Genomic DNA, 771 nt, shown 5'->3' with positions numbered 1-771 from the left:
CGAACACCTCCCTCAACGGCACGGGAGCCCTGTCCGTTGCGCACCCGGGTTCGCATCACCGCCGTCACCCGATCAGTGGCCACGTTGAAAACGCTCAGTGTTATCGGGTGCGAGCGTTGTCCAGGCCCGAGACGCCGACCTCACGCATCGCGTCCAGATGATCCTGTGAAACCAGAATATGGCCATTTCTGATTTTTTGGAGCCAGTCGTAGGTCTGGGCTGTTTCCCCGACGCTACTTGGCTTGAAATTGTTGTTGCGGAGGGTCTCCATGTGTTCTTCCGCGGTCCGCTTCTTCTGGTCCTCGGTGGCGCGAGCGTTGTCCAGGTCCGGGACGTTGGCTGCGCGCATTTCGTCCAGATAAACCTGCGGCACCGTGATCTTGCCCGATTTGACACCGTTGAACCACTGGTAGGTCTGGCGTGTTTTCCCGCCGGTACGTGGCTTGAAATTGTTGTTGCGGAGGATCTCCATGTGTTCTTCCGCGGTCAGCTTCTTCTGGTCCTCGGTGGCGCGAACGTTGTCCAGGTCCGGGACGTTGGCTGCGCGCATTTCGTCCAGATATACCTGCGGCACCGTCCTCCTGCCTGATTTGACACCGTTGAACCACTGGTAGGTCTGGCGTGTTTTCCCGCCGGCGCTTGGCTTGAAGTTGTTGTTGCGGAGGATCTCCATGTGTTCTTCCGCGGTCAGCTTCTTCTGGTCCTCGGTGGCGCGAGCGTTGTCCAGGTCCGGGACGTTGGCTGCGCGCATTTCGTCCAGATATACCTGCG

1 protein-coding gene is annotated in these 771 nt (G+C 59.1%); it reads right to left on the bottom strand.

Going from position 1 to position 771, the window contains the following annotated elements; translation table 11 throughout:
- Positions 1–100: 100 nt before the first annotated feature.
- A partial coding sequence (locus IE94_RS40165; protein WP_037924758.1) for a hypothetical protein occupies positions 101–771 on the bottom strand: 671 nt, incomplete at its 5' end.

Origin of the sequence: Streptomyces violaceorubidus (genome assembly GCF_000717995.1) — a bacterium.
Classification (GTDB): Bacteria; Actinomycetota; Actinomycetes; order Streptomycetales; family Streptomycetaceae; genus Streptomyces; species Streptomyces violaceorubidus.
Note: the sequence above shows the minus strand (reverse complement) of the source record. Positions and strands in the feature narration are given on the sequence as shown.